Raw genomic sequence first — 25,393 nt, 5'->3', positions numbered from 1 at the left:
AGCGTGCGAAGCCAGATCAGGTGCGGCTTACGCTTGAGCGAAACGCTTCGTAGGCGTCGAAATCGAAGCGCGTCGCCGAGACGATCTGGCTCTGTTTCAGGGTCAGGTAGATGTCCTTGCCCTTGTCCGCATAGTGGGTGGTGAAGGTCACCCAGAGTTTGTCCTTGTCGCGGTAGCCACTCATGATCGGCTTGATGCAGACGTCCTGGTCGGCCCCTTCCGTTTCGCTAGGCTCGCCGAGGGTAGTGATACGACCGACATACACCTTTCGCTCTTCCAGGGTCAGCATCAGCGTCTCCCTGTTGATGGAGGCGGTCATCAGCAGATCGTCCAGCGGACTGTCCTTGAGGATCCCGGCGAGGATGAAGGTACGGTAGTTGTCCTCGCTCAGGCCGTACTTGCGCTTGATGGTCCAGCGCGCCAGCGCGGCCCAGGCGCCGGGGATCAGCAGGGCGGTCACCGTCACCACCAGGATCCAGGCGGCCTGCAGCGGGTCCTCCAGGGTGCCGGTGCGGCGCAGCAGCTCGGCGAGACCGGCGAAGTAGTCGAGGGAAAAGATCCGCTCGCCCCATGACCAGTGGCGCCCCTGCAGGACCTGAGCGATGCCCAGGTGCAGGATCACGGCGAGCAGGGTGCAGAACAGCCCGAAACGGGCGCTCTGCAGATAGAGGTACTGGCCCTCGTAGCGATGCAGGCGATAGAAATAGAGCGGATGCTTGTGGCAGACGAGAAAGCCACTGACCAGGATCGGCAGGAGCAGCAGCAGGAACATCAGCGGTTGATGAGCCGCCGGGCGCGGTCCAGGTCTTCCTTGAATTCGGGGGAGTCAAAGACCTCCGCCGGATCGATGCGCAGGGTGCCGCGGCCGACCACGCGCATGGACTTGTAGGAGTTGTTGATGCTCGCGGCCAGCTTGAGATCGTCCGCGGAGGGCGATTTGAGCAGGTTGAACAGGCGTTTCAGCATGACGATATCCTGGGGATGCACTAGGCGCTTATAGCTTGGAACACCCGGACTGACAAGAATTCGCCGCGCCGCCAGTCGACGGCGCGGCGAAGACTCAGGCCGGCTCGACGCCGGATTTGCGCGGGGCCGCCTTGGGCAGCAGGCCGTCGGCGCGGAACATCTGCTTGATGCCGCGCACCGCCTGGCGGATGCGGTCCTGGTTCTCGATCAGGGCGAAGCGCACATGGTCGTCGCCATAGTCACCGAAGCCCAACCCCGGCGAGACGCAGACCTTGGCCTCGGCCAGCAGCTTCTTGGCGAATTCCAGCGACCCCAGGTGGGCATAGGGCTCGGGAATCCTGGCCCAGACGTACATCGACGCCTTGGGATTCTCGACCATCCAGCCGGCTTCATGCAGGCCGCGCACCAGCACGTCGCGGCGCTGCTGGTACTGCTGGGCGATGTCGCGCACGCACTGCTGGTCGCCCTCCAGGGCGGCGATGGCGGCCACCTGCAGCGGGGTGAAGGTGCCGTAGTCGTGATAGCTCTTGATCCGCGCCAGGGCGGCGACCAGCTCGGGATTGCCGACCATGAAGCCGATCCGCCAGCCGGCCATGTTGTAGCTCTTGGACAGGGTGAAGAATTCCACCGCGATGTCCTTGGCGCCGGGCACCTGCATGATGGAGGGCGCCTGCCAGCCGTCGAAGACGATGTCGGCATAGGCCAGGTCGTGCACCACCAGCACGTTGTAGCGCTTGGCCAGTTCCACCACGCGCTCGAAGAAATCCAGCTCCACGCACTGGGCGGTGGGGTTGGAGGGGAAGCCGAGGATCATCATCTTCGGCTTGGGAATGCTCTCGCGGATGGCCCGCTCCAGTTCGGCGAAGAAGTCCATGCCCTGCACCAGGGGCACCGAACGCACCTGGGCGCCGGCAATCACCGCGCCGTAGATGTGGATCGGATAGCTTGGGTTGGGCACGAGCACGGTGTCGCCGGCATCCAGGGTGGCCAGCATCAGATGCGCCAGGCCTTCCTTGGAACCTATGGTGACGATGGCTTCGCTGTCGGCATCGATTTCCACCTGATAACGGTCGCGATACCAGTGGGAGATGGCGCGACGCAGACGCGGAATGCCCTTGGAGCTGGAATAGCCGTGGGTGTCCTCGCGCTGGGCGACCTGGCAGAGCTTCTCGACGATGTGCGGCGGGGTCGGACCGTCGGGATTGCCCATGGACAGGTCGATGATGTCCTCACCGCGACGGCGCGCGGCCATCTTGAGTTCGGCGGTGATGTTGAAGACATAGGGGGGCAGGCGATCGATGCGCGCAAAGCGGCGCACGGGACTGGAATCAGTCATGCGTTCCTCGAAGTACGTAAGCGCCCGGAACCGTCCGAGCGACGTGGGTCACAGGAGGTGACCTGCCGCGGACATTAGCCGCAGGTCGCTGCGCTTGTCGAGGAAAAAATCTGACTGGTCCGCGCGGCCTGTCTCAGCCGAGCAATTCGCTCATGGCGATGATCTGGTCGGCCACCTGGATCAGCTTCTGCTGCTTGCTCATGGCCTGGCGGCGCATCAGGGTATAGGCCTCGTCCTCGCTGCAACCGCGCATCTTCATCAGCAGGCCCTTGGCCTGGTCGACCTTCTTGCGCTCCAGCAACTGCTGCTCGCGGGCCTGGAGTTCGGCGCGCAGGGCCTGGTCGGTCTCGAAACGGGCGCGGGCCACATCGATGATGGCCTGCAGGCGGCTGGTCTGGATGCCCTCGACGATGTAGGCGCTGACCCCGGACTGGATGGCCCGGCGCATCACCGCCGGGTCGTGCTCGTCGGTGAACATGACGATGGGGCGTGGCCGGTCGCGAGTGACCAGGCAGACCTGTTCCATGACGTCGCGACCGGGTGATTGGGTGTCGAACAGGATGACGTCCGGCCGCAGGGCCTCGATGCGCGCGGGCAGGTCGATGGTCAGGCCGGATTCCTCGATGACCTCGAAACCGGCTTCGATCAGCGCGGCCTTGAGACGGCCGACCTGCTTGGGGGTGTCGTCGATGAGCAAGATGCGCAAGGTCGTTCTCCCTAGTGATCGCTGAGCGCGTGGATGGCGAAGCTGCGGGCGTAACCGGCCGGATCGCTGCCGTCCCAGATGCGACCGTCGAACAGGGTGCTGCTGCGCCGGGTCGGCGGCACCGCCAGACCGAGGTCGGTGGCAGCCTGCTGGTACAGTTCGGTGCATTGCACGGCCTCGGCGATGGCCAGGTAATCCGGCTCCTCGCGTAGCAAGCCCCAGCGGCGGAACTGGGTAAGGAACCAGAGGCCGTCGGACAGGTATGGCGGATTGACCGTGCCCTGGCGATGGAAGGCCAGGGGATGCTCGTCCTCCCAGTGGCCATCGAGGCCGTCTTCGTAGTGACCGAGAAAGCGCTGGGCGAGCAACGCCGGATCGGTATCCACATAGTCGGCGCCGCTGATCAGCTGGGCGGTGCCCAGGCGATTCTCACGACTTTCCTCGATGAAGCGGCTGGCATCAAGCAGGGTGCGGATCAGCGCCCGGGCGGTGTTGGGATAGCGCTCGGCGAAGCTGCCGGTGCAGGCCAGCACCTTTTCCGGGTGGTCCGGCCAGATGGCCTGGGTGGTGGTCAGGGTGAAGCCCTGGCCGCGCGCCACGGCGGCAGCGCCCCAGGGTTCGCCGACGCAGAAGCCGTCGACTCGGCCGGCAGCCAGGTGCTCGGGCATCTGCGGCGGTGGCACCAGTGCGGTACGCACGTCCTTGAGGGGATGAATGCCCTGGGCGGCGAGCCAGTAGTAGAGCCAGAAGATATGGGTGCCGGTGGGAAAGGTGTGCGCCAGGGTCAGCGGCCTGGCATCCGGCTGGCGAATCCGCTCGACCAGGGAGGCCGTATCCCGGACGCCTTCCCGGGTCAGGCTGCGGGCCAGGTTGAGGCTCTGACCGTTCTGCGCCAGGCTCATGAGCACCGCCATCGGCGTGGCGGCGGCACCGCCCAGTCCGAGCTGGGCGCCATAGACCAGGCCATAGAGGCAATGCGCGGCATCGAGCTGGCCATTGAGCAGGTTGTCGCGCAGCGCCGACCAGGAGGGCTGGCGGTGCAGATTGAGTGTCAGGCCATGGGGTTCGCCAAAGCCCTGGGTCGCCGCCACGATCAGCGAGGCGGCATCGCTCAGGGGCAGGAAGCCCAGATTGAGCTCGGGCTTTTCCGGGGCATCCGAACCCGCGACCCAAAGATGCGCGGCGTGGGGGGAAGGCTGGGCAGGCATGGTGTCTCCGGCGGCTGACGGACGTCCAGGCACCGCTTTGTGCACCGCTGTGGACGTCTCGGCTTGAGCCTGCACCATTTTGGTGACAGGCACGGCACCATCACCGGGCGCTCTCACGGCCACGGCGCTTGCCGGACAGCGCCTCTGCGGCGGTCCGCGGCGCGGCGGGAGGAGGGGCGCCGGCTGAGGTCTGACAGAGAAAGGGCAAAACCCGCGCCAAGTCACGGGTTGCCAGGGGAAGATTACTTCTGCGGGATCAGCAGCAGGCGATCACGGCCATAGACGCGCTCCAGATTCTGCGGTTGCAACGGCAGGCTCTGGTATTGGCCGCGGGTCCAGCCCTTGCCCGGGGTGCCGGCCTGGCTCGCCTGCAGGGGCTCGGCCAGGCCGAAGTCCACCACCAGACGCAGCGCCGGCGCCAGCCAGGCCTGGTCATCGCCGCCCCAGTGGCTGGCGGTCAGGTCCAGGGTCGAGCCGTCGCCGCCACTGGCATTGCCATCCAGGCGGTGCAAGCGGCCCCACTGCCAGGCGGCGCGATCACTGCCCAGCTTGGCCTCGCAGGTTTCGACGGCCCCGGCCAGCGCGAGGGCGAAGATCGCCGGTTTGTCTTCACGGGCCGGCGTGCTGACGTCATCCCAATAGGGGCTGTCGTCACGGGCCAGGAGATGATCGACGATGGCGTTGTAGCCGGTGTCGCTGAGGGTGGTGAAGGCCTGCCAGGCCGGGCTCCTGGTGCCCCCCAATTCATCGGCGAAGGTCTTTTCGGCCAGGGCCTGCAAGAAGGCCTCGTAGAGCGCCGCATCCGCGGAACCGGCGGCCAGGCGACCGTCGAAGCCCTGCAGACGGCGCAGGGCTTCTTCCGCCTGCTGGCGCTGGGTGGCCGGCAGGGCGGCGATGGCCTGGCGCAGTGGCGCGGCGAAGCCGGGGGCGTCGAGCTGGGTCTTGAGCTTGGCGGCCAGGGTGGTGGTCTGGTCCTGCTGCAGGGCCATGGCGTCGCGGGTATCGAGGCGCGCCGAGCGCCCGGCCAGTTGTGCCAGGCGCTCCTGGCGCTCGGGGCCCGACCAGTTGCTGGACAGCTGCATGCCGTAGCCACGCGGCACCACGCGCTGGTTGGCGGCGCCCAGCCAGCCCTGGGCCGGGTCCTGATCGTAGGGGTGCAGCATGGGGTCGGCGTAGCCATCCCAGGCATAGCGCTCGTCCCAGCCGGGCGAGGGCAGCAGCCCCAGGCCGCTGCGGCGATTGGGATAACGGCCGGTCACCTGCCAGCCGACATGCTCGGCATCGGCGAATACCAGATTCCAGTCACTGGCGCGCAGCTCGCGAGCCAGTTCGAAGGCGCGCTCCACGTCCTTGGCGCGGGTGAGGTCGAAGAGGGCGTCCAGGCTCTTGTCGGCTTCCAGGCGACTGCTGCGCAGGGCCAGGCCGTAGCCGTTGGCGTCCGGCGCCAGGGCCAGATTCAGCAGCGGACCGCGCGGACTGGTGTAGAGGGTCTCGCGCCGCGGCTTTTCACCGCGGACGAAAAAGGTCTCCACCCGCTCGCCGGCCGGCTGCCACTGGCCGCCGCTCTGCACCTGCAGGCGACCGCCCTGGCGCTGCAGGCGTTCGAGGTAGAGGTCCTGACTGTCGCCCATCAGGGTCGCGGCGCCCCAGGCCAGCTTGCCGTTGTAGCCGTCGAGCAGCAGCGGCAGGCCGGGCAGGGTGGTGCCCACGGCCTCGAAGCGCGGCGCCCTCAGGGTCACCAGGGTGAAGGGCGACTGGCCGGCAAAGGCGCTGACCTTGTCGACGCCGAGCAGGCTGCGACCGCTGCGGGTATGGCCCGGGGTGGCGGCCCAGGCGGTACCGGTGGGGCCGCCGAAGGGGGCGAGCGCCGCCAATTGCCGCTGGACCTGCAGCAGGGCGTCGAGTCCGGGCAGCTGGCCGCGCAGATTCAGGCCGCGCAACTTGGCGGTCTCTTCTTCCGGTAGAGGTTCGTCGGGGTAGGTGGGCAAGAGCCAGGCCAGGCGTTCGGGACCGACCTGGGCGGCCAGGGCCAGCGCCGCGGTTTCCTTGCGCAGGTCCACCGCCTGGGCGAAGTTGAGCAGTTCGAAGAGCAGGGCGCTGTCTTCGGCTTTCCAGTATTCGGCGCGGTAGTCGTGGCCATCCAGCGCGACCCGCTCGCCGGCGCGATAGAGGTAGGCATTGACACCCCGGGCATAGACCTCGAAGAAGGTCTTCATCCGCGGCGAGGCGTTGCCGTAGGCCACCTGGGCGGCCTTGCGCAGGTCCACGGCACGCATGAATCTGTCGCTGTCCAGGCGGCTTTCACCGTAGGCCTCGGCCAGCCGCCCCTGGGCCAGCAGGCGCAGCTCGACCATCTGCGCCAGGCGTTCGCTGGCGTGGACGTAGCCGAGGGCGAAGAGGGCATCGTGAAAGGTGGTGGTCTCGATCAGCGGCTGGCCGTCGGCATTGCGGCGCACCGAGGCGGTCTGCGCCAGACCGCGCAGCGGCAGGCTGCCCTTGAGTTGCGGCTGGCCGCGGGGCGACGGCTCCTCGGCGAAGTACTGGCAGCCGGCGAGGGCGGTCAGCAGGCCGAGAGTGGCGAGGCGCAGCGGCGCGCGCGAGCGAAACGGGAGAGGCGAGACCATGAACAGCGGACACTCCGAGCGGATGGATGCGAACGGGTGGCTACGTTAGCAGGGTCCACCGGGGGAGCAAGCCTCGGGCGAGGGGTGGCGTCCGGGCGCTGCCGACAGGTCATCGGGAAAGGCGCCTGGCGCGGCACCAGACCGCTCAGCGCAGCGCCATCCAGATCAGCAGTGCGGCCTGGAACAGGCAGAACACCGCCAGGCAGCCGATGGCGAATCTCAAAGAGATGTCATCACGACGATAGAGGGCGATGCGGTCTTCCAGCTGACGCAGGCTGGCATCGCGCTCGTCGATCAACCGGTCGCATTGCTCCAGCAGGGTGGCGCCGTCCAGCAGCGACAGCAGTTGCACCTTGTCGGTATTCCAGTCCTCGCGCAGCTGGCTGACCCGGGCCGCCCGGCAGAGCTGCTGGCGCTCGTCGTCTGCCGCCGTCTCGACGGTGAAGCCCTGGGCGCCGAGCACGTGGTCGCGACGCTTGCGGCTGTCTTCGTCGAGGGCGTCGCGGCGCGCCAGGGGCAGGTCCTGCACCCGGTAGTGGTTCCAGCGCAAGCGCGCCCAGGCGGCCGCCCGGGCCAGCAGGAAGCGGCCCAGACCGCGCTCCTCGGGCTCGATCTGCAGGCCGCGTTCGGGGCCCAGGCGGATTTCGCCGAGGCGATGGTCGACCCAGACCTCCAGCACGTTCACCTCGCGGTGCAGCAGCTGGCCGGGAATCTGCACCGTCAGCCGCAGCAGGCTTTCGTCGTCGCCATGGCGCTCGACCAGGCCGAGTTGCACGAAGCGCAGGGGGCGCACGCCGACCCGACGATCCGCCGGCTGCGGCATCAGCCGCAGCAGCTGGAAGCGCTCCGGCGGCAGGCTGGCCCAGGGATGGGGCTCATTGGGAACGGCTTCGACGGCCGGCGATGCTTGATCGGGGGTTTCCACGGGCGGACTCCAGCTGGCGCGCCTCCTGGGCGCCTGTGCCGGCTTATCGGCCAGGGTGCGGGGAACCTGAGCGCGCGACGAAGGCGCTCACGCGCTCGACCAGCGCGCGGGCCAGCGGCAGGTTGGGGTTGTCGTAGGTGGGCAGTTGCGCCTGGATGTCCGCCGGGGCGATGCGCAGCACGTGGTTCATGCCGGGAATGATCGCCAGTTCGGCATCCGGCTTGGCCCGCTGCAGGGCGCGGGCATCGTCCACCTCCACCTGCACGTCATGGGTACCCTGGACGATCAGTGCCGGGGCGTGGATGCCGGCAAAGGCCCTGGCCGGATTCTGGCGGAACAGCGAGATCAGATAGGGCTGGACGCTGGGACGGAACAGCACCAGCAATTCCTTCGGCACCTCGGGCACCGGCGTGCCGCGCAGCAACTGGTCGATGATCCATTGGGCGCTGGCCAGGCCGGCGGGCGACAGCTTGCCGGCCAGCTGCTCGCGCAGCACCACGTCGATGGGCCGGCCGCTGCCGGCCAGGGTGACCACGCCGGCGACCGGCACCCGGTCGGCGGCCAGGCTGGCGATCAGGGCGCCTTCGCTGTGACCGAGCAGGATCACCTTGGAAAAGCGCGGATCGGCGCGCAGCAGCCGGGTCCAGCCGACCAGGTCGTCGACATAGCGCTCCACGCTGAGACGACTCTCGTCCGGCTCGGCGCCGCGACTCTCGGCCACCCCGCGCTTGTCGAAGCGCACGCTGGCGATCCGCTGCCGGCCCAGGGCCTCGGCCAGACGCTGCAGGGCGGCATTGCGGGCGCCGGGGGCGTTGCCATTGCGGTCGATGGGGCCCGAGCCGGAAACGAAGAGCACCACCGGTTGCGGACGCTCGCTGCGGGGCAGGATCAGACTGCCCTTGAGCACGCCGCTGCCGGTGTCGAGCTGGAGGGGGCGGTAGAGCACGGGATCGGCCGCCGTGGCGAGGGCGGGCAGGGCGAGGCACAGCAGCAGGGAGAACAGCAGACGCATGGCAGGAAGGGCACCGGAGAGCTGGGGTGTGGGGGCCTATCCCGCACACAATCCGTGTAAAAGACCACGGCGCGTGTAAAATCGCCCATTGCCAATTTGAATCCATACCTTTCACCCGTAGCGCGGAGCCCTCGCATGTCCGGCAATACCCTCGGCACGCTGTTTACCGTCACCACCGCCGGCGAAAGCCATGGCCCGGCGCTGGTCGCCATCGTCGACGGTTGCCCACCCGGACTGCCCCTGGACATCGCCGACCTGCAGCGTGACCTGGATCGGCGCAAGCCCGGCACCAGCCGCCACACCACCCAGCGCCAGGAAGCGGACGAGGTGGAGATCCTCTCCGGGGTCTTCGAGGGCGTCACCACCGGTACCCCCATCGGCCTGCTGATCCGCAACACCGACCAGAAGTCCAAGGACTACTCGGCGATCAAGGACCTGTTCCGCCCGGCCCATGCTGACTACGCCTACCACCACAAGTATGGCCTGCGCGACTACCGCGGCGGCGGTCGCAGCTCGGCGCGGGAAACCGCCATGCGCGTGGCGGCCGGCGCCATCGCCAAGAAGTACCTGGCCACCCAGGGCATCCGGGTGCGTGGCTACATGAGTCAGCTGGGCCCCATCGAGATCCCCTTCAAGACCTGGGACAGCGTGGAAGAAAACGCCTTCTTCAGCCCCGATCCGGACCGGGTACCGGAGCTGGAGGCCTACATGGATCAGCTGCGCCGCGATCAGGACTCGGTGGGCGCGCGCATCACCGTGGTCGCCGACGGCGTGCCGCCGGGTCTGGGCGAGCCGATCTTCGACCGCCTCGACGCCGAACTGGCCTATGCGCTGATGAGCATCAATGCGGTGAAGGGCGTCGAGATCGGCGCCGGCTTCGCCAGCGTCGCCCAGCGCGGCACCGAGCACCGTGACGAGCTGACCCCGGAGGGCTTCCTGTCCAACAACGCCGGAGGCGTGCTGGGCGGTATCTCCTCTGGTCAGCCCCTTGTCGCCCACCTGGCGCTGAAGGCCACGTCCAGCATCACCACTCCGGGGCGCTCCATCGACGTCCATGGCAATCCGGTGGATATCATCACCAAGGGTCGCCACGATCCCTGCGTGGGCATCCGCGCCACGCCCATTGCCGAGGCGATGATGGCCTTGGTGCTGATGGATCACCTGCTGCGTCACCGCGCGCAGAACGCCGAGGTGAAAGTGCACACGCCCATCCTGCCGCAACTCTGATCCGCGGACGGACGATGCCGGTTCCCTATTGGCGGCTGTCGGGCTTCTACTTCGCCTACTTCGCGCTGCTGGGGGCCACGGCGCCCTACCTGGGGCTGTACTTCCACCACCTGGGCTTTTCCGGCACCGCCATCGGCCAGCTGGTGGCCATCCCCATGCTGATGCGGGTACTGGCGCCCAACCTCTGGGGCTGGCTGGCCGATCGCACCGGCCGCCGGCTGAGCATCGTCCGCCTCGGCGCCGCCTGCACCCTGCTGTGCTTTTCCGGTATCTACCTCGGCCAGGGCTTCGCCTGGCTGGCGCTGATCATGGCCGGCCATGCCTTCTTCTGGCACGCGGTGCTGCCCCAGTTCGAAGCCATCACCCTGGCCCATTTGCGCGACCAGCCACAGCGCTATGCGCGTATCCGCCTCTGGGGCTCGATCGGCTTCATCGCCGCGGTGGCGGGGCTCGGCTGGGCCTTCGAATACGTCAGCCTGGATCTCTATCCGGCCTATCTGCTGCTGGTGATGGCGATCATCCTGCTGGCCTCGCTGGCGGTGCCAGGGGTCAAGGTCGATCCAGGCCAGCGGCCCGAGGCGCCGGCCGAGCCCTTCCTGACGACCCTGCGCCAGCCGCGGGTGCTGGCCTTCTTCGCTGCCGCGGCGCTGATGCAGCTGTCCCACGGCCCTTACTACACGGTCTTCACCCTGCATCTGGAAGAACTCGGCTATGGCCGCGGCGTCATCGGTCAGCTCTGGTCGCTGGGCGTGGTCGCCGAGGTGCTGATCTTCCTGGTGATGCCGCAACTGCTGGCGCGGATCGCTCTGACTACCCTGCTGGTCGGCGCCTTTCTGATCGCCGCCGGGCGCTGGCTGCTGCTGGGCGCCCTGGCCGACCAGTTGCCAGTGCTGTTGTTCGCTCAGCTCCTGCATGCGGCCACCTTCGCCTGCTTCCACGCCGCCGCCATCCAGTTCGTGCAATCCCATTTCGACCGCCGCCGCCAGGGCCAGGCCCAATCGCTCTACGCGGCACTTTCCGGGGCTGGCGGGGCGCTGGGCGCGCTGTATGCTGGCTATGCCTGGCAGGTGTCCGGTGCCCTTGCCGCCTTTGCCGGCGCCTCCCTGGCGGCGCTGGCAGGCGCCTTCCTCATCCTCTTGTCCGTTAGGTCCAGTACGAAAAGTGCCTGCGCTCGGTGATGCTTCGTTGAAAAACACCTGGATCGCCAGCCCGGTCGCAATGCTCATTTACCTCTCGTAAACTCCGCTTCCTCAGCGTTTTTCGCCTCGCCTGACCGTCGCTCGGCGACTTTTCGTACAGAACCTAGGAGAACCCTCCATGATCCAGCAGCGTGAGCAACTGGCCCGGGAAATCATCGACGCCGGTCGCTTCCTCTATGGCCGCGGCTGGTCGCCGGCCACCAGCAGCAACTATTCGGTACGGCTGTCCGACAGCCGCCTGCTGCTGACCGTCTCCGGCAAGCACAAGGGTCAGCTGGAGCTGGACGACGTCCTCGCCACCGATCTCGACGGCACGCCGCTGGAGGACAAGAAGCCTTCGGCCGAGACCGCGCTGCACACCCAGCTCTATCGCTGGCAGCCGGAGATCGGTGCCGTACTGCACACCCATTCGGTGAATTCGACGGTGCTCTCGCGCCAGCTCGAAGGCGATCGCCTGCTGCTGGACGGCTACGAGCTGCAGAAGGCCCTGCATGGCGTCACCACCCACGACGTGCGAGTGGAGATCCCGGTGTTCGACAACGACCAGGACATCCCGCGTCTGGCCGACCAGGTGCAGACCTGGCTGGACGTGCATCCCGACTGCGTGGGGTACCTGATCCGCGGACACGGCCTCTATACTTGGGGGCCGCGCATGGCCGATGCCCTGCGCCACGTGGAAGCCTTCGAATTCCTCTTCGAATGCGAACTCAAGACCCGGAGCCTGCGTCCATGAGCCGACTGACCGTCTACCACGATGCCGAACCGCGCCAGCCGCTGAAGGTGATCAGCGATGGCGACCACATCGCCGCCACCCTGGCCGAGGTCGGGGTGCGTTTCGAGCGCTGGCAGGCCACCGCCCCGGTGGCGCCGGGCGCCAGCCAGGAGGAGGTGATCGCCGCCTACCGGCCGGAGATCGATCGTCTCATCCAGGAGCGCGGCTACCAGACCGTCGACGTCATCAGCATGCATCCCGAGCATCCGCAGAAGGAGGCGCTGCGCGCCAAGTTCCTCGAAGAGCATCGCCATAACGAGGACGAGGTGCGCTTCTTCGTCGCCGGTCAGGGCCTCTTCACCCTGCACATCGACGACCAGGTCTATGCCGTGCTCTGCGAGAAGGACGACCTCATCTCGGTGCCGGCCGGTACGCCGCACTGGTTCGACATGAGCGAGTCGCCGTCCTTCGTCGCCATCCGCCTGTTCGACAATCCCGATGGCTGGGTCGCCCACTTCACCGGCGTCGACATCGCCCAGCGCTTCCCGCGCCTGGAGGTCGAGGCGTGACGATCAAGGCCATCCTCACCGATATCGAAGGTACCACCAGCGCCGTCAGCTTCGTCTTCGACGTGCTCTTTCCCTATGCCCGCGAGCACCTGCCGGCCCTTGTGCGCGCCCATGCCGGAGAGCCGGCGGTGGCCGAGCAACTCGATGCCGTGCGCGCCGAAGCCGGCGAGCTGGACGCCGACGTGGAGCGGGTGATCGCCATCCTGCTGGAATGGATCGCCACCGACCGCAAGGCCACACCGCTCAAGGCGCTGCAGGGTCAGGTATGGGAGCAGGGCTATCGTGCCGGCACCCTCAAGGGCCACGTCTATCCCGACGCCGTCCAGGCCCTGCGCCAGTGGCACGCGGCGGGGCTGCCGCTGTACGTCTATTCCTCCGGATCGATCCAGGCGCAGAAGCTGATCTTCGGCTGCTCCGAGCATGGCGATCTCACGCCTTTGTTTTCCGGGTATTTCGATACCCTGACCGGCGGCAAGCGCGACGCCGAGTCCTATGCGCGCATCGCCTCGGCCACCACCCACGCGCCGGCGGAACTGCTGTTTCTCTCCGATGTGGTGGAAGAGCTGGATGCCGCGCGCCAGGCGGGCCTGCCGACCTGCGGGCTGGTACGTGCCGGTGGCCAGCTGGGCGATCATCCGTGCGTGGCGTCCTTTGCCGACATCGATCTCGCCGGACTCAGCTGAAGCCCACGGCCGGCCTCGCTGCCAAGCGAGCCGGCCGAACTCGACGCCCTCATCGCCAGTCCCAATTGACGAGACCTGTGTCCTCGCAACGGGAGTCGCGACATGATCAATTCCACCATCGGCGGTGTACTGGGCTTCATCGTCTTCCTGCTCGACATCTGGGCCATCGTCAACGTCATCCGCAGTGACAGCACCAGCAACGCCAAGATCGGCTGGACGGTGCTCATCATCGTGCTGCCGGTGATCGGCCTGATCGCCTGGGCTGCCGCCGGACCACGCGGCAATCGCTCGGCCACGGCACCCACGCACAAGGGCTAGCCAGCACAACGCTGGAGCCTGTCACATCCAGCTCTTACAATGCCCGGCTTTTGGCCGGGCATTGTCTGTCTCGGCCAGCCACCTGCGGAGATCGACATGAGCGACTACCTGGAAACCCTCTACGACGGCTACGGTCAGCGATTCACCGTCGAGCGCATGCTGCACGAGGTGCGCACCGAGCATCAGCACCTGGTGATCTTCCAGAACGCCGTGCTGGGCAAGGTCATGGCCCTGGATGGCGTCATCCAGACCACCGAGGCCGACGAATTCATCTATCACGAGATGCTCACCCACGTCCCCCTGCTGGCCCATCCGGCGCCCAGGCGGGTGCTCATCATCGGCGGTGGCGACGGTGGCATCCTGCGCGAAGTGGCCAAGCACCGGGGTGTCGAGCACATCACCATGGTCGAGATCGACGGCTCGGTGGTGGCGATGTGCAAGGAGCACTTTCCCGGTCACTCGGCAGGCGCCTTCGACGACCCGCGGCTGAAGCTGGTGATCGACGACGGCATGAATTTCGTCGCCAACACCACCGAACGCTACGACGTCATCATCTCCGACTCCACCGATCCCATCGGACCGGCCGAGGTTCTCTTTTCGGAGAACTTCTATCAGGCCTGCCATCGTTGTCTGAACGACGGCGGCGTGATGGTGGCCCAGAACGGTACTCCGTTCCTGCAACTGGACGAGGTCAAGACCACTGCCAGCCGCATGTCCGGGCTGTTCGCCGATTGGCACTTTTATCTGTCGGCGGTGCCTACTTACATAGGGGGCGTCATGACCCTGGCCTGGGGTAGCAAGGACTCGACCTTGCGTCGGCAGAATGCCGAAACCCTGGCGCAGCGCTACAGTGATACAGGCATCCAGACCCGTTATTACACTCCGGAGCTGCATGCCGCAGCCTTTGCTCTACCTCGATACGTGCTGGAGGCCATCGGCAAGGCGTAAGCCCTGGCGGTCGCTGCACCGTTCGAGTTCTCAGCCGCGACTCGCCAGGCGTCGGTAGCGACGTCCAGCGAGACGATCATCCGAACCAGAGGAGGGAAGTCCTATGTCCTTGTCGTTTGCCGATGATGTGAGCTTGAACCTGCTGCAGCGGATGAAGGAGGGCGGCTTCGATTTCGCCCGCTTCCATCCCATCGACTTCTTTGCCATTTTCGCCGATGAAGGCAAGGCCCGCATCGCTGCGGACCAGTTTCACGGCGAATCCCTCAACGCCCAGGTGCTCCCCCATGAAGAGGGCGGCTGGCATCTGCAGGTCAGCAAGGTGATGTTCGCCACCCACGCCACCATCGATGATTTCGAAAGCGATCTCGAGGCGGTGGTGGCGCCTCTTGGCGGTCAGCTCGATGGCTGGGGCGTCACCCAGGAAGTCAGCCGCAGCTCCGCCTGATCCTGCACGTCCCGAGGCGGCATTCCAGACGGGGTGCCTGTTTCATCTCCGGTTACCGCTCGGCCCCTCAATCATCGCACTTTCCGCGTGGCGCACCGTCTTAGGCTCATGACGGAGACGTTGCGGTGCATGCGCACGCTGACGTGCCTGGGTTTGGTGCATCGTGCGACTCGCAGCCGCGCAAGGGCTTGATCTTGAAGGCTCTGGCGCTGGCACGCGGCTTGCGAAGCTGCACCGTGGGTGACAAGGAGATCGGCATGAGCCGCCAACTGTATAATGAGATGTATGACGTCCAGGCACAGTGTCGACCGCATTATGGTCGCTATGCCCAGTGGCTGAGCGAGACACCCCCGGAACTCCTGGCCCAGCGTCGGCGTGAAGCCGATCTGCTGTTCCATCGCGCCGGGATCACCTTCACCCTCTATGGCGACGAACAGGGCACGGAACGCCTGATTCCCTTCGACGCCTTGCCGCGCGCCATTCCCGCCAGCGAATGGCAGATCATCGAACGCGGCTGCATCCAGCGTGTCCAGGCGCTGAATCTCTTTCTGCACGACCTCTATCATGACCAGCGCATCATCAAGGCCGGGGTCATTCCCGCCGAGCAGGTGCTGGCCAACGACCAGTATCAGCTGGCCATGCAGGGGCTGGACCTGCCCAATGGCATCTACGCCCATATCGCCGGGGTCGATCTGGTACGAGATGGCGATGGCGCCTACTACGTGCTGGAAGACAACCTGCGCACCCCCAGCGGTGTCTCCTACATGCTCGAAAACCGCAAGATGATGATGCGGCTGTTTCCCGAGCTGTTCACCCTGGAGCGCATCGCGCCCATCGACCACTATCCGAACATCCTGCTCGATACCCTGCGCAGCTCCACCCCGGTCAACAACCCCACGGTGGTTGTCCTTACCCCGGGTCGTTTCAACAGCGCCTATTTCGAACACGCCTTCCTCGCGCGCGAGATGGGCGTGGAGCTGGTGGAGGGTGCCGATCTGCTGGTGCGTGACGAGCAGGTGTTCATGCGTACCACCTCTGGCTTCCGCAAGGTCGATGTCATCTATCGGCGTCTCGACGACGCCTTCCTCGACCCGCTGGCCTTTAATCCCGATTCCATGCTCGGCGTGCCCGGTCTGCTCGCCGCCTATCGCGCCGGCAATGTCATCCTGGCCAATGCCATAGGTACTGGGGTGGCCGACGACAAGTCGATCTATCCCTATGTGCCGGAGATGATCCGCTTCTATCTCAGCGAAGAACCCATCCTCTATAACGTGCCCACCTGGCAGTGCCGCAAGCCGGACGAACTGTCCCATGTGCTGGCCAACCTGCCCGAGCTGGTGGTCAAGGAAGTCCATGGTTCCGGCGGCTACGGCATGCTGGTCGGCCCCACCGCCAGCAGCCTGGAGATCGAAGCCTTCCGCGCGCGGCTCAAGGCCAACCCCAGTGCCTACATCGCCCAGCCGACTCTGTCGCTGTCCACCTGCCCGACCTTTGTCGAGAACGGCATCGCGCCGCGCCACATCGACCTGCGGCCCTTCGTGCTGTCCGGGCGCAAGACGCGTCTGGTGCCTGGTGGCCTGACCCGGGTCGCCCTGCGCGAAGGCTCGCTGGTGGTGAATTCCTCCCAGGGCGGCGGCACCAAGGACACCTGGGTGGTCCAGGACTAGATCGCCACAGAACAGTGGCCGCTCCGGCGGCCCCGCAAGGACCTTTGAAAGGCGACCCCACCATGTTGAGTCGTACCGCTGCCGATCTGTACTGGATGTCCCGCAACCTGGAGCGCGCCGAGAATCTCGCGCGGATGCTGGACGTCAGCTATTCGCTGTCGATGATGCCGCAGAGCGGGCAGGGCGGAGGCCTGGATGAACTGGCCATGCCACTGCTCATCACCGGCACCCTGGATGACTACCGGGAAAAGCACGGGGCCCTGCACCCCGAGCGCCTGCTGCACTTCTTCGCCCTGGACGAGCGCAACCCTGGCAGCATCTATTGCTGTCTGCAGGCTGCGCGCAGCAATGCCCACGCGGTGCGTGGGCGCATCACCGCCGACATGTGGGAGAACGTCAACTCCACCTGGCTGGAGATGCGCGAGATCGCCGTCACCGGCCTGATCCGCTTCGGCATCAGCCGTTTCTGCGAGTGGGTGAAGGAGCGTTCCCACCTGTTCCGTGGCGCCACCGTCGGCACCATCATGAGAAACGACGCCTATCGCTTCATCCGCCTGGGTACCTTCGTCGAACGCGCCGATAACACCCTGCGCATGCTCGACGCTCGCTACCAGGTGCTCGGCGAAGAGGAAGCGGAAGCCATCAGCGATGCCTCCGCCCGCGGCTTCTATCAGTGGAGCGCCCTGCTACGCGCCCTGAGCGCCTTCGAGGCCTATACCGAGCTCTATCGCGATGCCCTCAACGTGCGCAACGGCGCCGAGCTGCTGCTGTTGCAGGAAGACCTGCCGCGCTCGCTGCTGGCCTGCGTGATCGAGCTGCACCGGGTGCTGGTCAGTCTGCCCGGCGAGAACGGTCGCGAGGCCAAGCGCCTGGCGGCAGGCCTGGAGGCACGCCTGCGCTACACCAGCATCGACGAGGTGCTCGAAGAAGGCCTGCATGCCTGGATCGGCGATTTCATTGTCCACGTCCGCCAACTCGGCAGTGGCATCAACACCGCTTACCTGGAGATCGTATGAGACTCGCGATCCATCACGAAACCCTGTATCGCTACGCCGACCTGGTCCGCGCCAGCATCCAGTACCTGCGTCTCACGCCACAGGACGACGCGCGACAGAAGATTCTCAGCTGGGAGCTGGCACTGCCACGCCCGGCGCTCGCGCAGCGCGATCCCTTCGGCAACATTCTCCATGTGCTGACCCTGGACACCCCGCACGACGCCATCACCATCACCGCCAGCGGCCAGGTGGAGATCGACGAGACCTTCGAGGCGGAACCCTGCCAGGCCTCGGCCTTTCCCTTTCTGCGCCAGACCCGGCTGACCGAGGCCGACGAGGCGCTTACCGCCTTCGCCCGCGAGGTCTGCGACGGTCGCCGGGATCGCGCCACCCTGATCCAGCTGATGGAGCACTTGCACGAGCGCATGACCTATGTGCCCGGCTCCACCGAGGTGGACGGCAATGCCGCCCAGGCCTTCGCCAAGGGGTCCGGGGTCTGCCAGGACCATGCCCATGCCTTCCTGGCCTGCGCCCGCAGCCTGGGCATCCCGGCACGCTATGTGTCTGGCTATCTGTGCACCGATGACAGCGCGCACCTTTCCAGTCACGCCTGGGCGGAAGCCTGGCACGACGGCGCCTGGTACAGCTATGACGTCACCAATCGCCTGATCCGACCGGAGCGGCACCTGCGCCTGGCCATCGGCCTGGACTACCTGGATGCCTGTCCGGTGCGCGGCATGCGCCGCGGTGGCGGGGTGGAGCACATGGAGGCCAAGGTACTGGTCGAGCCCTTGCAGCAGGTGCAGCAACAGCAATAATCAGCGCTGCCCACAGCAGACGAGAAGGCGGCCACGGGCCGTCTTTTCTTTTGGGGTCGGGCCTGTTGCGTCGACCGTTCCATCACCCGAGGTTCGCATGACCTATTGCGTCGCCATGAAACTGCAAGATGGCCTGGTATTCGTCGCCGACTCCCGCACCAATGCCGGGGTCGACAACATCGCTACCTTCCGCAAGCTGCATCTGTTCCGGATCCCCGGCGAGCGCCTGATCGCCATCCAGTCAGCGGGCAATCTGGCCACCTCCCAGGCGGTCGTCAGTCTCCTCCGACAACGGCTGGACAGCGAGCGGGACAACCTGCACGGGGTGCCCACCCTGTACGACGCCGCCCGACTGCTGGGCCAGACCCTGCGCGAGGTCCTGCAACGCGACGCCGAGGATGCGCCCCAGGGGCACGGCCTGGACCTGAGCTGTTCCTTTCTGCTGGGTGGGCAGATCCGCGGCGCGGCGCCGGAGCTGTTCAATCTCTATCCCCACGGCAACTTCATCAGTGCCACCGAGGACACGCCTTACTTCCAGATCGGCGAGAGCAAATACGGCAAGCCCATCCTGGATCGGGCGCTGACCTTCGCGACGCCGCTGGAGGAAGCCCTGCGCTGCGCGCTGCTGTCCTACGATGCCACCATTCGCAGCAATCTGTCGGTTGGGCTACCGCTGGATCTGGTGGTCTATCCGCGTGATCGACTGGCGCAGGTGAGCAGTCATCGGATCGACGAACACGATCCCTACTTCCAGGCCTTGCGCAAGGGCTGGGGGGAGGGATTGCGGGATCTGCTGGCAGCCTTGCCGGCAGCCCCTGCGGACTATTGGCGCTAGGGATCAGCCAACGAACCGCGAGAGGTTGGGGATGACCAGCACTACGGTGGTGACGATGAGCACGAAACTCGCCTGACGCCACTTGGGGACGGGATTCTTGAACATGACTCGGGGCCTTTATTGTTAGCTGTTTAGAGCCTTTACGTCTTCAGCGGGAAGCGCTTGCGCAACAGCGGCATGCAATTACTGATACCCGCAGGCTTGAGCACTATCCAATAGCTATAGAACATAAATTTCAGTTTTGTGGCGGTAACCGGCCAGGCGGTTATCAGAAATGTCGTACCAGGCGATTTTTCCTTTGCTTTCAGCCGATTAGAAAAATGCTTGCGACGCTACCGTTGGTCGGAGGTATCAGTGACCCAGGGCCAGGGGGCGGCGACCAACCGGTCATCCCATGAACGGGGCAGGGCGGAGCCCCTTCCAGGTCATGAATGCAAATGCATGAATAGATTGAAGAAAAAGCTTGCCATCGAAATCGCCTTTGCCTATAGTTGCGCGCCTCGGTGATGCAGATGCAGCCGCCGAGCAAATCTGGTGAGGTGTCCGAGCGGTTGAAGGAGCACGCCTGGAAAGTGTGTATAGGAGAAATCTTATCGAGGGTTCGAATCCCTCCCTCACCGCCAGATCTGAGAGAACCCCTGAGAGCCCAGCTCCAGGGGTTTTTTCTTGCCTGCGATTTGGCCAGGCCATCCAGAAATCAGGCGGCCTGGGCGAAGGTCGCGGCGGTATCCCGCGCGTTGGGCAGGACTGCGCTCAGCTGCGCCAGGTCGATGCTGGCGAACAGCGGGCCGCTCAGGTCCTGCACCTTGCTGTCGCCGGCGTTCTCGTGGAGCACCTCGGCCACGGCGACCGCCTGGGCCACGATCAGCGCATAGCCATTGCTTTCCGGTGCCTGCAACGGGCGCGCCTGGTAGCCGATGGCGTCGCGCAGCACCTGGGGCAGCTGCCAGCGGCGCGCCAGCTCGGCGCCTACCTCCGGATAGCCAAATCCCAATTGCAGGGTTTCGTCCGCGGCGCGATGGCTGCTGGCAGTGGCGCGACCGGCCAGGCTCGGCGCCAGCTCCGGCGCGCCGCTCTGGATCAGCAACTCGCCAATGTCATGCAGCATGCCGCAGGTAAAGGCGGTTTCCTGATCCAGGCCGGCCTGCTTGGCCAGCGGCTTGCACAGGCTGGCGACCAGGAAGCTGTTGTACCAGAAGGCCTGCAGATCGAAGCCGGGCGCGGATTTGAAGCCGCTGGCGAAGGCCGAGGCCAGCACCAGGGTGCGCAGGGTGTTGAAGCCCAGACGCAGGGCGGCGTCTTCGATGCTGGTGGATTCACGGGCGCCGCGGAAGCGCGCCGAATTGGCCAGGCGCAGTACCTTGGCGGCGATGACCGGATCGCGCGCCACGGTGCGCGACAGGGTTTCGATGCTGGTGTTGGGGTCGTCGAACTGCCGGATCAGAACCTGCGCCACCTCGGGAACGTTGGGCAGGTTGTGCAGCTGGGCAAAGAGGGTGTCGAGTTGCATGGGCGTCTCCGCGGAAAAGGGTTACATCTCCTTACACCCTCGTCATCGGTCGCCTGCGCGGATTTCTGTAGCTGTCATGTGACGATCGGTCGCAGCCCGGGCGGCCAATACCGGCTAGCCGGGAAAAATTGCTTTGCTGGTCAGGGACCTGCCGCCAGCGAGCCAGGCCTGCCTGGCTACGCCCTTACCGTTCGTCGAGGGCGAAATCGACCTGGGTCAGGCCCGCTTCGCTGGCTTCCAGCACCCAGCCGCGACGGTCCCAATCGCCCAGCACGATACGTTCGGCCGGCTGGCCATCGAGCAGCAGTTCATGGCGGGCGGGCCTGTGGGTATGGCCGTGGATCAACGTCGTCACCCGGGCGGCGCGCATTTCCCGCTCGACCTCGGCCTCGGTGACATCGGTGATGTCCATGGCCTTGGCCCGGGTCTGCTGGCGACTCTCGCTGCGCAGCTTGCGTGCCAGCTTCTGGCGGCTGGCCAGTGGCAGGTTGCGCAGGACGAAGAGGGTGAGGGGGTTGCGCAGGATGCGGCGCAGCTTCTGGTAGCCCTCGTCACGGGTGCAGAGGGTGTCGCCATGCATCAGCAGCACCCGGCGGCCGTGGAAGTCGGCGATATGGCGATCCGGCAGCAGGCGGCAGCCAGCCTGGCGGCAGAAGGCCTTGCCAATGAGGAAGTCGCGATTGCCATGCATCAGGTAGACGGCCGTGCCGCTGTCGGCCAGTTGGCGCAGGGCGGTGGCGATTTCCTGCTCGAAGGGACCCATGGCGTCGTCGCCGATCCAGGCTTCGAACAGGTCGCCAAGGATGTACAGGGCCTCGGCACCGCGGGCACGGGTTTCGAGGAGATGCAAAAACGCCCGGACCAGGTCCGGGCGTTGCGGTTCGAGATGCAGGTCGGAGACCAGTAAAATCACTCGACGATCTCGGCCTTCTCGATGATCACGTCTTCGCTCGGCACGTCCTGGTGACCGGCCTTGCTGGTGGTGGCGACGCCCTTGATGGCGTTGACCACGTCCATGCCCTCGACGACCTTGCCGAACACCGCATAGCCCCAGCCCTGGCTGGTGGGCGCGGTATGGTTGAGGAAGGTGTTGTCGGACACGTTGATGAAGAACTGCGCCGAGGCGGAGTGCGGGTCCATGGTGCGGGCCATGGCGACGGTGCCGATCGCGTTGGAGACGCCGTTGTTGGCCTCGTTCTTGATCGGGGCGCGGGTGGGCTTCTGCTTCATGCCCGGCTCGAAACCACCGCCCTGGACCATGAAGTTGCTGATCACACGGTGGAAGATGGTGCCGTCGTAGTGACCGCTCTTGACGTATTCCTTGAAGTTGGCCGCGGTTTCGGGCGCCTTGTCCTCGAAGAGTTCCAGGGTGATGACGCCGTGGTTGGTGTGCAGCTTGATCATGGCAGCGAATCCGTAGCTAAGGGGGACAGCATCCAGACCCGGCGAGGGCCTCAAGGGTTTCGCCGGGACTTGACGGGTTGGGCTATGATACGGGTTTACCTTTGCCCGGCCTACCCTGGCCGTGCGTCTGCCCAGTTAAGGATCCCATGAGCAAGCCGACTTCCGACTCGTCCACCGCCGCCAAAGCCGCCCCCGCGCATTTCCTGCGGCAGATCGTCCAGGCTGACCTGGACGCCGGCAAGCAGGCCAAGATCGTCACCCGTTTCCCGCCCGAGCCCAATGGCTACCTGCACATCGGTCATGCCAAGTCGATCTGCGTGAACTTCGGCCTGGCCAAGGAATTCGGCGGCGACTGCCATCTGCGCTTCGACGACACCAACCCGGCCAAGGAAGACCAGGAATACATCGACGCCATCAAGAGCGACGTGCACTGGCTGGGCTTCGACTGGGCCGGCGAGGTCCGCTACGCCTCCGCCTACTTCGACCAGCTCTACGCCTGGGCCGTCAACCTGATCGAGCAGGGTCTGGCCTATGTCTGCGACCTCACCCCCGAGCAGGCCCGCGAATACCGTGGCAGCCTCACCGAGCCGGGTCGCAACAGCCCCTTCCGCGACCGTTCGGTGGCCGAGAACCTGGACCTCTTCGCCCGCATGAAGGCCGGCGAATTCAAGGACGGTGAAAAGGTGCTGCGCGCCAAGATCGACATGGCCTCGCCCAACATGAACCTGCGCGATCCCATCCTCTATCGCATCCGCCACGCCCATCACCACCAGACCGGCGATGCCTGGTGCATCTATCCGAGCTATGACTTCACCCATGGCCAGTCCGATGCCCTGGAAGGCGTGACCCACTCCATCTGCACCCTGGAGTTCGAGGACCATCGCCCGCTGTACGAATGGTTCCTGGCCAAGCTGCCGGTGCCGGCCCAGCCACGCCAGTACGAATTCGCCCGCCTCAACCTGAACTACACCGTCACCAGCAAGCGCAAGCTCAAGCAGCTGGTGGACGAAGGCCACGTACACGGCTGGGACGACCCGCGCATGTCGACCCTGTCGGGCTATCGCCGTCGCGGCTACACCCCGGCCGCCATCCGCAACTTCTGCGAGATGATCGGTGTGACCCGCTCCAACGGCGTGGTCGACGTGGCCATGCTGGAATTCGCCATCCGCGAGGACCTGGACCAGAACGCCCCGCGCGCCATGTGCGTGCTCAAGCCGCTCAAGGTGGTGATCACCAACTACCCCGAGGGCCAGGTCGAGAATCTGGAACTGGCGCGCCATCCCAAGCAGGATCTGGGTGTGCGCCAGCTGCCCTTTACCCACGAGCTGTACATCGACCAGGGTGACTACGAAGAGAATCCGCCCAAGGGCTACAAGCGCCTGGAGCCGGGTGGTGAGGTACGCCTGCGCGGCAGCTACGTGATCCGTGCCGACGAAGCCATCAAGAACGCCGACGGCACCGTCGTCGAACTGCGCTGCAGCTACGACCCGGACACCCTCGGCAAGAATCCCGAGGGCCGCAAGGTCAAGGGCGTGATCCACTGGGTGCCGGCCGAGGGCAGCGTGGAGTGCGAGGTGCGCCTCTACGATCGCCTGTTCCGTTCGGCGCAGCCGGAGAAGAGCGAAGAGGGCGGCAGCTTCCTCGACAACATCAACCCCGACTCCCTGGTGGTGCTCCAGGGCTGTCGCGCCGAGCCGTCGCTGGCTCAGGCCCGGCCGGAAGACCGCTTCCAGTTCGAGCGCGAGGGCTACTTCTGCGTCGATCCCAAGGATTCGGCGCCCGGCAAGCCGGTGTTCAACCGCACCGTGACCCTGCGCGATTCCTGGGGGCAATGATGGCGCTGCACCTCTACAACACCCTGACCAAGACCAAGGAAGCCTTTACGCCGCTGGTGCCGGGGCAGGTGCGGATGTATGTCTGCGGCATGACTGTCTACGACTATTGCCACCTGGGCCATGGTCGCAGCATGGTGGCCTTCGACGTCATTACCCGCTGGTTGCGTCATAGCGGCTACGACCTGACCTACGTGCGCAACATCACCGACATCGACGACAAGATCATCAACCGCGCCAACGCCAACGGTGAGCCCTTCACCGACCTGGTGGTGCGGATGATCGAGGCGATGCACGAGGATGAGGCGCGGCTGAATATCCGCAAGCCCGATCAGGAGCCGCGCGCCACCGAGCATATCGACGGCATGCACGCCATGATCCAGACCCTGATCGACAAGGGCTACGCCTATGCCGCGGGCAATGGCGACGTCTACTACCGGGTCAATCGCTTCGCCGGCTACGGCAAGCTGTCGCGGCGGCGCATCGAGGACCTGCGCATCGGTGCCCGCATCGAGCCGGGCGAAGCCAAGGAAGATCCGCTGGACTTCGTGCTGTGGAAGGCCGCCAAGCCGGGCGAGCCGAGCTGGCCGTCGCCCTGGGGCGCCGGGCGGCCGGGCTGGCATATCGAGTGCTCGGTGATGTCCACCTGCTGCCTGGGCGAGACCTTCGACATCCACGGCGGCGGCAACGACCTGGAATTCCCGCACCACGAGAACGAGATCGCCCAGAGCGAGGCGGCCACCGGAAAGACCTACGCCAACGCCTGGCTGCATTGCGGGATGATCACCATCAATGGCGAGAAGATGTCCAAGTCCCTGGGCAACTTCTTCACCCTGCGCGAGGTGCTGGAAAAGTACCACCCCGAGGTAGTGCGCTACCTGCTGATCGCCAGTCACTACCGCAGTCCGATCAACTACTCGGAAGACAACCTGCGCGAGGCCAAGGGTGCTCTGGAGCGCTTCTACCACTCGCTCAAGGGCCTGCCCCAGGCGCCGGCGCAGGGCGGCGAAAGCTATGCCGAGCGCTTCGCCAAGTGCATGGACGACGACTTCAACACCGCCGGCGCCTGCGGTGTGCTGTTCGAGTTGGCCCGCGAGATCAACCGCCTGCGCGAGAGCGATCCTGCCACGGCGGGTGGCCTGGCCGGGCGGTTGCGCGAACTGGGTGAGGTGCTGGGCGTGCTGCAGCTGGAGCCGGAGGCCTTCCTGCGCGCCGACGCGGCGGGGCGGGTGGATGCGGCCGAGGTCGAGGCGCTGATCCAGGCGCGCCTGAACGCGCGCGCGGAAAAGAACTGGGCGGAATCCGACCGCATCCGCGACCAGCTCACCGCCCTGGGCGTGGTGCTGGAAGACGGCAAGGGCGGCACCACCTGGCGCCTGGCGGAATAGGTCTGCGATCAGCTGGATGACGGTTCTGCGTCTTCCAGCTGATCTGGCCTGGTCCACCGTCCCATC

25 protein-coding genes and 1 tRNA gene are annotated in these 25,393 nt (G+C 65.9%); 15 read left to right on the top strand and 11 right to left on the bottom strand.

Going from position 1 to position 25,393, the window contains the following annotated elements:
- Positions 1–16: 16 nt before the first annotated feature.
- From PVZ72_RS14690 to PVZ72_RS14655, 8 genes are all read right to left on the bottom strand, one after another.
- Entirely contained in the window at positions 17–772 is a 756-nt protein-coding gene (locus tag PVZ72_RS14690) for a hypothetical protein (RefSeq protein WP_273862317.1), read from the bottom strand.
- Positions 772–966 carry a hypothetical protein gene (locus PVZ72_RS14685; protein ID WP_273862316.1) on the bottom strand — a complete coding sequence of 65 codons (195 nt, stop codon included), beginning with the start codon at positions 964–966 and terminating at the stop codon, positions 772–774. The genes PVZ72_RS14690 and PVZ72_RS14685 overlap by 1 nt, the downstream gene beginning before the upstream one ends.
- A gap of 94 nt (positions 967–1,060) precedes the next feature.
- Positions 1,061–2,302 (bottom strand): alanine transaminase, encoded by a 1,242-nt coding sequence (alaC, locus tag PVZ72_RS14680; protein WP_187979727.1) that lies wholly within the window; start codon positions 2,300–2,302, stop codon positions 1,061–1,063.
- 133 nt (positions 2,303–2,435) lie between these two features.
- Positions 2,436–3,008 carry an ANTAR domain-containing response regulator gene (locus PVZ72_RS14675; RefSeq protein ID WP_027599890.1) on the bottom strand — a complete coding sequence of 191 codons (573 nt, stop codon included), beginning with the start codon at positions 3,006–3,008 and terminating at the stop codon, positions 2,436–2,438.
- A gap of 11 nt (positions 3,009–3,019) precedes the next feature.
- Positions 3,020–4,216: a CmpA/NrtA family ABC transporter substrate-binding protein gene (locus tag PVZ72_RS14670; protein ID WP_273862315.1), complete on the bottom strand. Its 1,197-nt coding sequence runs from the start codon at positions 4,214–4,216 to the stop codon at positions 3,020–3,022.
- 242 nt (positions 4,217–4,458) lie between these two features.
- Positions 4,459–6,840 (bottom strand): penicillin acylase family protein, encoded by a 2,382-nt coding sequence (locus tag PVZ72_RS14665; protein ID WP_273862314.1) that lies wholly within the window; start codon positions 6,838–6,840, stop codon positions 4,459–4,461.
- Between the two features lie 145 nt (positions 6,841–6,985).
- Complete coding sequence (locus PVZ72_RS14660; protein ID WP_273862313.1) at positions 6,986–7,765, bottom strand: hypothetical protein; 780 nt, start codon at positions 7,763–7,765, stop codon at positions 6,986–6,988.
- Positions 7,766–7,808: 43 nt separating this feature from the next.
- Positions 7,809–8,777 carry an alpha/beta hydrolase gene (locus PVZ72_RS14655; protein WP_273862312.1) on the bottom strand — a complete coding sequence of 323 codons (969 nt, stop codon included), beginning with the start codon at positions 8,775–8,777 and terminating at the stop codon, positions 7,809–7,811.
- 135 nt (positions 8,778–8,912) lie between these two features.
- Between PVZ72_RS14655 and aroC the strand changes: the two genes are divergently transcribed.
- The 13 genes from aroC to PVZ72_RS14590 all read left to right on the top strand — a co-directional run bounded on the left by aroC (position 8,913) and on the right by PVZ72_RS14590 (position 19,816).
- Entirely contained in the window at positions 8,913–10,004 is a 1,092-nt protein-coding gene (aroC, locus tag PVZ72_RS14650) for a chorismate synthase (RefSeq protein WP_273862311.1), read from the top strand.
- 14 nt (positions 10,005–10,018) lie between these two features.
- The gene (locus tag PVZ72_RS14645; RefSeq protein ID WP_133861149.1) at positions 10,019–11,182 is read left to right on the top strand and encodes an MFS transporter; all 1,164 of its coding nucleotides are present in this window, start codon (positions 10,019–10,021) and stop codon (positions 11,180–11,182) included.
- A 139-nt stretch (positions 11,183–11,321) separates the two neighbouring features.
- Positions 11,322–11,936, top strand: a complete 615-nt coding sequence (locus PVZ72_RS14640) for a methylthioribulose 1-phosphate dehydratase (RefSeq protein ID WP_133861148.1) — start codon at positions 11,322–11,324, stop codon at positions 11,934–11,936.
- Positions 11,933–12,484, top strand: coding sequence for a 1,2-dihydroxy-3-keto-5-methylthiopentene dioxygenase (locus PVZ72_RS14635; protein ID WP_263258927.1), 552 nt, complete (start codon positions 11,933–11,935; stop codon positions 12,482–12,484). The genes PVZ72_RS14640 and PVZ72_RS14635 overlap by 4 nt, the downstream gene beginning before the upstream one ends.
- The gene (mtnC, locus tag PVZ72_RS14630) at positions 12,481–13,167 is read left to right on the top strand and encodes an acireductone synthase (protein WP_187979720.1); all 687 of its coding nucleotides are present in this window, start codon (positions 12,481–12,483) and stop codon (positions 13,165–13,167) included. Before PVZ72_RS14635 ends, mtnC begins: the two co-directional genes overlap by 4 nt.
- Before the next feature lie 105 nt (positions 13,168–13,272).
- Positions 13,273–13,485, top strand: a complete 213-nt coding sequence (locus tag PVZ72_RS14625; protein WP_026083979.1) for a PLD nuclease N-terminal domain-containing protein — start codon at positions 13,273–13,275, stop codon at positions 13,483–13,485.
- Between the two features lie 96 nt (positions 13,486–13,581).
- Entirely contained in the window at positions 13,582–14,433 is an 852-nt protein-coding gene (gene speE / locus PVZ72_RS14620) for a polyamine aminopropyltransferase (protein ID WP_273862309.1), read from the top strand.
- Positions 14,434–14,536: 103 nt separating this feature from the next.
- Positions 14,537–14,878, top strand: a complete 342-nt coding sequence (locus PVZ72_RS14615) for a ribonuclease E inhibitor RraB (protein WP_133861144.1) — start codon at positions 14,537–14,539, stop codon at positions 14,876–14,878.
- Between the two features lie 257 nt (positions 14,879–15,135).
- Entirely contained in the window at positions 15,136–16,545 is a 1,410-nt protein-coding gene (locus PVZ72_RS14610; RefSeq protein ID WP_187979718.1) for a circularly permuted type 2 ATP-grasp protein, read from the top strand.
- 62 nt (positions 16,546–16,607) lie between these two features.
- Positions 16,608–17,561 (top strand): alpha-E domain-containing protein, encoded by a 954-nt coding sequence (locus PVZ72_RS14605; protein WP_158891247.1) that lies wholly within the window; start codon positions 16,608–16,610, stop codon positions 17,559–17,561.
- Entirely contained in the window at positions 17,558–18,358 is an 801-nt protein-coding gene (locus tag PVZ72_RS14600) for a transglutaminase family protein (RefSeq protein WP_273862308.1), read from the top strand. The genes PVZ72_RS14605 and PVZ72_RS14600 overlap by 4 nt, the downstream gene beginning before the upstream one ends.
- Positions 18,359–18,455: 97 nt before the next feature.
- On the top strand, positions 18,456–19,193 hold the full coding sequence (locus PVZ72_RS14595) for a proteasome-type protease (RefSeq protein ID WP_273862307.1): 738 nt from the start codon (positions 18,456–18,458) through the stop codon (positions 19,191–19,193).
- A gap of 533 nt (positions 19,194–19,726) precedes the next feature.
- A tRNA-Ser gene (locus PVZ72_RS14590) sits at positions 19,727–19,816 on the top strand.
- Positions 19,817–19,890: 74 nt separating this feature from the next.
- Here the strand turns inward: PVZ72_RS14590 and PVZ72_RS14585 are convergent.
- The 3 genes from PVZ72_RS14585 to PVZ72_RS14575 form a co-directional block, all read right to left on the bottom strand.
- A complete protein-coding gene (locus tag PVZ72_RS14585) occupies positions 19,891–20,703 on the bottom strand; it encodes an HDOD domain-containing protein (RefSeq protein WP_187979714.1) in 813 nt (270 codons plus the stop codon).
- A 184-nt stretch (positions 20,704–20,887) separates the two neighbouring features.
- Positions 20,888–21,616: a UDP-2,3-diacylglucosamine diphosphatase gene (gene lpxH / locus PVZ72_RS14580; protein ID WP_273862306.1), complete on the bottom strand. Its 729-nt coding sequence runs from the start codon at positions 21,614–21,616 to the stop codon at positions 20,888–20,890.
- Positions 21,613–22,107: a peptidylprolyl isomerase gene (locus PVZ72_RS14575; RefSeq protein WP_007158996.1), complete on the bottom strand. Its 495-nt coding sequence runs from the start codon at positions 22,105–22,107 to the stop codon at positions 21,613–21,615. Before PVZ72_RS14575 ends, lpxH begins: the two co-directional genes overlap by 4 nt.
- Before the next feature lie 146 nt (positions 22,108–22,253).
- Here PVZ72_RS14575 and PVZ72_RS14570 point away from each other — a divergent pair, with 146 nt between their 5' ends.
- Positions 22,254–23,942: a glutamine--tRNA ligase/YqeY domain fusion protein gene (locus PVZ72_RS14570; RefSeq protein WP_273862305.1), complete on the top strand. Its 1,689-nt coding sequence runs from the start codon at positions 22,254–22,256 to the stop codon at positions 23,940–23,942.
- Entirely contained in the window at positions 23,942–25,327 is a 1,386-nt protein-coding gene (gene cysS / locus PVZ72_RS14565; protein WP_273862304.1) for a cysteine--tRNA ligase, read from the top strand. The genes PVZ72_RS14570 and cysS overlap by 1 nt, the downstream gene beginning before the upstream one ends.
- Positions 25,328–25,393 lie beyond the last annotated feature (66 nt).

Source organism: Pseudomonas sp. LA5, from assembly GCF_028640825.1.
Classification (GTDB): Bacteria; Pseudomonadota; Gammaproteobacteria; order Pseudomonadales; family Pseudomonadaceae; genus Chryseomonas; species Chryseomonas aestiva.
This window is presented reverse-complemented; position numbering and strand designations above follow the sequence as displayed.

Bases quoted from the DNA above. Each gene is read 5' to 3' on its own strand.
- PVZ72_RS14670 (WP_273862315.1), bottom strand. From the start codon at position 4,216: ATGCCTGCCCAGCCTTCCCCCCACGCCGCGCATCTTTGGGTCGCGGGT.
- PVZ72_RS14655 (WP_273862312.1), bottom strand. From the start codon at position 8,777: ATGCGTCTGCTGTTCTCCCTGCTGCTGTGCCTCGCCCTGCCCGCCCTC.
- PVZ72_RS14685 (WP_273862316.1), bottom strand. From the start codon at position 966: ATGCTGAAACGCCTGTTCAACCTGCTCAAATCGCCCTCCGCGGACGAT.
- aroC (WP_273862311.1), top strand. From the start codon at position 8,913: ATGTCCGGCAATACCCTCGGCACGCTGTTTACCGTCACCACCGCCGGC.
- PVZ72_RS14600 (WP_273862308.1), top strand. From the start codon at position 17,558: ATGAGACTCGCGATCCATCACGAAACCCTGTATCGCTACGCCGACCTG.
- PVZ72_RS14640 (WP_133861148.1), top strand. From the start codon at position 11,322: ATGATCCAGCAGCGTGAGCAACTGGCCCGGGAAATCATCGACGCCGGT.
- PVZ72_RS14575 (WP_007158996.1), bottom strand. From the start codon at position 22,107: ATGATCAAGCTGCACACCAACCACGGCGTCATCACCCTGGAACTCTTC.
- PVZ72_RS14635 (WP_263258927.1), top strand. From the start codon at position 11,933: ATGAGCCGACTGACCGTCTACCACGATGCCGAACCGCGCCAGCCGCTG.
- alaC (WP_187979727.1), bottom strand. From the start codon at position 2,302: ATGACTGATTCCAGTCCCGTGCGCCGCTTTGCGCGCATCGATCGCCTG.
- PVZ72_RS14595 (WP_273862307.1), top strand. From the start codon at position 18,456: ATGACCTATTGCGTCGCCATGAAACTGCAAGATGGCCTGGTATTCGTC.
- speE (WP_273862309.1), top strand. From the start codon at position 13,582: ATGAGCGACTACCTGGAAACCCTCTACGACGGCTACGGTCAGCGATTC.
- cysS (WP_273862304.1), top strand. From the start codon at position 23,942: ATGGCGCTGCACCTCTACAACACCCTGACCAAGACCAAGGAAGCCTTT.
- PVZ72_RS14645 (WP_133861149.1), top strand. From the start codon at position 10,019: ATGCCGGTTCCCTATTGGCGGCTGTCGGGCTTCTACTTCGCCTACTTC.
- PVZ72_RS14615 (WP_133861144.1), top strand. From the start codon at position 14,537: ATGTCCTTGTCGTTTGCCGATGATGTGAGCTTGAACCTGCTGCAGCGG.
- PVZ72_RS14610 (WP_187979718.1), top strand. From the start codon at position 15,136: ATGAGCCGCCAACTGTATAATGAGATGTATGACGTCCAGGCACAGTGT.
- PVZ72_RS14690 (WP_273862317.1), bottom strand. From the start codon at position 772: ATGTTCCTGCTGCTGCTCCTGCCGATCCTGGTCAGTGGCTTTCTCGTC.
- PVZ72_RS14605 (WP_158891247.1), top strand. From the start codon at position 16,608: ATGTTGAGTCGTACCGCTGCCGATCTGTACTGGATGTCCCGCAACCTG.
- PVZ72_RS14570 (WP_273862305.1), top strand. From the start codon at position 22,254: ATGAGCAAGCCGACTTCCGACTCGTCCACCGCCGCCAAAGCCGCCCCC.
- PVZ72_RS14585 (WP_187979714.1), bottom strand. From the start codon at position 20,703: ATGCAACTCGACACCCTCTTTGCCCAGCTGCACAACCTGCCCAACGTT.
- PVZ72_RS14665 (WP_273862314.1), bottom strand. From the start codon at position 6,840: ATGGTCTCGCCTCTCCCGTTTCGCTCGCGCGCGCCGCTGCGCCTCGCC.